The organism is Ralstonia sp. RL (genome assembly GCF_001683835.1).
Lineage (GTDB): Bacteria > Pseudomonadota > Gammaproteobacteria > Burkholderiales > Burkholderiaceae > Ralstonia > Ralstonia mannitolilytica.
The window spans coordinates 1-4,450 of record NZ_LWRX01000053.1; the positions used below are offsets into that span (position 1 = coordinate 1).

The following is a 4,450-nucleotide window of genomic DNA, read 5'->3' on the forward strand; positions in this document are numbered from 1 at the left end:
GCCGCCCGGCTTTTTCAGCTCGACCTTGACCGGCATCGGCGGCAAGGCGGTGCCGTCGGCGCTGCGCGCCAGCAGCGAGACGGTGAATTTTTCGCCGGGCCGATAGATGTCGCGCCCCGACCAGGCGAACAACTTCACATCACGCGGCAGGTGGCCGCCGATATCGAACTCCGCCAGGTCCAAACCCGGCTCCTGCAACGCAATGACGGAAGTTTCCTTGCCTCGCCTTGCAAGCAGCAGGCGCGCGCCGTCCAGCAAGCCCGGCAATACGCCATGGCCGTCGCCGTCGGTCTTGCCGCGCAATAGCGTCTTGCCCGATGAAGACAAGACTTCAAGGTCGACGCCGCCCTGCGCCTTCCCGCTGACCAGGGACGTCGTGAAAACATCGGTCTGCTTCACCTGGCGGCGCACATGCAGGCCGATATCGCTGACGTAAAAATACGTGACCTGATAGTCGCCGTCGAAAAAGCCGGGGCGCCGCATCACCGCCACATAGATGCCCGGCTCCTTGAGCTCGGTAATTTTCTCGACCGGCAAAAAGCTGACCTTGCGGCTGTTCGGCTCCTCGTTGGTGACGAAGCGGTTGCTGTAGACGCTCTCGGCGATCCCCTGCAGCGCATTCAGCTCCCAGCCCGATACCTGGCCCTTGAGCCGATTGCGATTGCGCCAGTAATAATCATTGCCGTCTTCATCGCCTTCCTCGGCTTCGCTATCGTCGGAACTGCCATCGCGGCGGCTCTTTTTCCCCACAACCAGGTCGATAAACTTCGACATTTTTTCCGGCGGCACGCGCAGGAATTCGACATCCACCTCGGGCACGTTCACCGTCACCACCGGCAGGCCGCCGTTCAGCCCGGCCGGCAAGACCGTTCCTTTGCTGGCGAAAAAGTAGGACGGCGCCATCTCGTCGCTCAGCACCTCGCAGCTATGGAGCTGGTCCAGCTTGCGGCCGGAACTCGCCGCCAGCGCCGCGCTGACCTTGACGCGATATTGATGCCCGGCCTTCACGTAAGGGAACAGCAATACATGCGGATTGTCGGAAACGATCCACCCGCCTTTCACGATGTTCTTAGGATTGTCGGTTGCGGATGCGCCGCTCGATTGGGCTGCGGGTCCGGCTTTCGCCGCTTCCGTCCTGGCCTCTCCCAGATCCGCGACTTCGATGAGCTTCTCCAGGTTCTGGTCGCTTTCGACGCTATCGGAAAACACCACCGCCAACGCCGGTTTGTCCTCGTGCAGGCGCGCCAGGCAGCTGTTCACCAGGAATGGCGCATTTGCGGCAGGCAGAACGGAGTCGCCCGCAACGGAGCGGGGCGTGTGTCGCTTTTTCAGCCACCACGCCCCGCTTGCCGCCGCCGCCAGCGCTGCGGCAGCCAATACCAAGGCCACGGCTTTCTTCGTCATTGTTGCCATGCGAGCTCCCAGAAATATTATTTTCAGTAATGTACCTGCCGCTCCGGCGCCGCGCGGCGGTTTTTGATGTTGATTTTTTAATATTGCGGCGGGCACGATGGTAGGTCTGTTTTCAATCCGCACGCCATCCCATAAACATGGGGGGCGGAGAATGCGACGTCATCGTGGAAAAGCCGCAGGAGCCGTATTTCGGAGCGGCGCCGCGATCGGATCGGACACGATCGAATACAATGGGCAGGTCTTCCGCATACCCGGCCATTTTCCCCACTTTCATGCAAGCTGCTCGTGTCACCGCACATTCAACCGGCCAGCCGGTCAGGCTGGCCATCAACGGCTACGGCCGCATCGGACGCTGTTTCCTGCGCGCGCTGCATGCGTCGCCCTACCGGGAGACATTCCGGATCGTCGCGATCAACGAACCGGCGGATACCGCGACGATTTCCTATCTGACGCGCTTCGATTCCACCCACGGCGTCTTTCCCGGAACCGTGGAGGCGGAGGGCGAATGCCTGAAGATCGACGGCCAGCCGATTGCCGTCACCCATGCATTGACGCCCGAGGGCGTGGACTGGAAGGCGCTCGGCGTCGACCTGCTGGTCGAGTGCTCGGGCCGCTATACCCGCCGCGCCGACCTGCAGCGCTTCCTCGATGCCGGCTGCCGCCGCCTGCTGCTGTCCCATCCGGGGCACAGCGCGCAGGATGTCGACCTGACGATCGTCTACGGCATCAACCACCAGGCGATCACCGGCTGCGAGCGCATCGTCTCCAATGCGTCGTGCACGACCAATGCGATCGTTCCCGTGCTCGACCTGCTGGACCGCGAATTCGGCGTCGAGCATGCGCTCATGACCACGCTGCACTCGGTGATGAACGACCAGCCGCTGATCGACGGCTACCATCATGCGGACCTGCGCCTGACGCGCTCGGCCATGCAGTCGATCATCCCGGTCGCCACCGGCCTGGCCAGGGGCGTGGAGCGCCTGCTGCCGCAGCTGAAAGGACGGACCCAGGCCAAGGCGGTGCGCGTGCCGATCCTGAACGTGTCGGCCATCGACCTGGTGGTCGGCCTGCGGCGCGACGCCGGCGCGGAAGCAATCAATGCGCTGTTTGCCGAAGCCGCGCGCTCGGCGCCGGCGGGCCTGTTCGCCTATTCCGGCGAGCCGCACGCCTCGGTGGACTTCAACCACAATCCGCATTCGGCCACCGTCGACGGCAGCCAGACGCGCACCATCGGCCCGCGCATGGCGAACCTGTTCATCTGGTTCGACAATGAATGGGGGTATGCCAACCGGCTGCTGGATGTGGCGGCGTGCTGGAGCAAGCGCTTCGCGCAAAACGGCCCATGATGCCCGGCGCGTACGCGCCGGATATGCCTGGCTCCCGTATCCGTCGCTCCGTGCGGGCGGCTCAGCCGGGCGGTTTTCCCAGCAGCCCGCCAAACGTCTGCGCGTCGACCGGCCTGCTGAAGTAATACCCCTGCGCCGACTGGCAGCCGCTCTCCTGCAGGAACGCGGCCTGCTGCGCCGTCTCCACGCCCTCCGCGACCACCTTCAGGCGCAGGCTCTTCGCCATCGCGATGATGGCGGACACGATCGCCATGTCGTTCGCGTCCTGCCCGATGCCGCGCACGAAGCTCTGGTCGATCTTCAGCGCATTGATCGGAAAACGCTTCAGATAGGACAGGCTCGAATACCCGGTGCCGAAATCGTCGACCGACAGCCGCACGCCCATGTTGCTCAGGCGCGTGAGCGGCGCGAGATTGTCCTCGCTCGGATGCATCAGGATGCTTTCGGTGATCTCCAGGTCGAGCGACGAGGCCGGCAGCCCGAACTCCTGCAGTTGTCGCGCCACATATTCGGCGAAGCCGGACTGCAGCACCTGGCGCGCCGACAGGTTGACGGCGATCGTCATGTCCGCATGGCCGGCGGCGTGCCAGCGCCCGAGCTGTGCGCAGGCCTCGCGCAGCACCCATTCGCCAATCGGCAGGATCAGCCCGGTTTCCTCCGCGATCGGGATGAACTCGGCGGGAGAAATGAAGCCGCGCTCCGGCTGCTGCCAGCGCAGCAATGCCTCGGCCGACACGATGCGGCCGCTGGCGATGTCCAGCTGCGGCTGATAGTGCAGCGCAAACTCGCCGCGCGCCAGCGCCTGGCGCAGCAGGCTCTCCAGGATCAGGCGCCGCTGCGCCGCCGCGTTCAGGCTGGAGGTGAAGAACTGGTAGTTGCCGCGCCCCTTCGCCTTGGCATGGTAGAGCGCGGCGTCGGCGGCGCGCATCAGCACGTCGACGTCGCCGCCGTCGGCCGGGAACAGGCTGATGCCGATGCTGCAGCCGACGTGCAGTTCATGATCGTCGATGGCGAACGGCGCGTTCAACGCGTCCAGCACCTTTTGCGCCACCACTGCGGCGGTGCCGCCGTCGGTCAGCGCCGGCAGCGTGATGATGAATTCGTCGCCGCCCAGGCGCGCCAGGCTGTCGCCCTTGCGCAGGCAGTCCTGCAGGCGCAGCGCCGCCATGCGCAGCACCTGGTCGCCCACCGGATGGCCGAGCGAATCGTTGATGTGCTTGAAGTGATCGAGGTCGATGAACAGCACGGCGACGCTCCTGCTCTGGCGCGCCGCCTGCGCGATCGCCTGGCTGGCGCGATCCTGCAGCAGCGTGCGGTTGGGCAGCCCGGTCAGCATGTCGTGATGCGCCATGAAGCTGATGCGGTCTTCCGCCTGCTTGCGCTCGATGGCGATGCCGGCCATGCGGGTGGCGAAGTCGGCCAGCCGCATTTCGCCCGCAGTCGGCGCGCGCGCCGTGCGGTAGTACATGCCGAAGGCGCCGAGCACCCGCCCCTGCTGCGACAGGATCGGGGTCGACCAGCAGGCGCGCAGGCCGTACTGCTGCGCGAATTCGCGGTAGTCCTCCCACAAGGGATCCTGCATGATGTCGGCGGTGATCACCCGCTCGCGCCGATGCATCGCGGTGCCGCACGAACCCGCCTTCGGTCCGATCGGCGCGCTCCGCAACGCCTCGATATATTCCGCCGGCAGC

At 65.2% G+C, this 4,450-nt stretch carries 2 protein-coding genes and 1 pseudogene; 1 reads left to right on the forward strand and 2 read right to left on the reverse strand.

Annotated elements, in window-relative coordinates:
• Window positions 1-1,413: pseudogene (locus A6M56_RS05205) on the reverse strand (alpha-2-macroglobulin family protein); the annotation flags it as partial.
• A gap of 164 nt (window positions 1,414-1,577) precedes the next feature.
• On the opposite strand from A6M56_RS05205, the gene A6M56_RS05210 reads away from it, so the two are divergent.
• On the forward strand, window positions 1,578-2,759 hold the full coding sequence (locus A6M56_RS05210) for a type I glyceraldehyde-3-phosphate dehydrogenase (RefSeq protein WP_286757857.1): 1,182 nt from the start codon (window positions 1,578-1,580) through the stop codon (window positions 2,757-2,759).
• A 61-nt stretch (window positions 2,760-2,820) separates the two neighbouring features.
• Here the strand turns inward: A6M56_RS05210 and A6M56_RS05215 are convergent.
• The coding region (locus A6M56_RS05215) for a putative bifunctional diguanylate cyclase/phosphodiesterase (protein WP_286757858.1) at window positions 2,821-4,450 on the reverse strand (1,630 nt) is incomplete at its 5' end.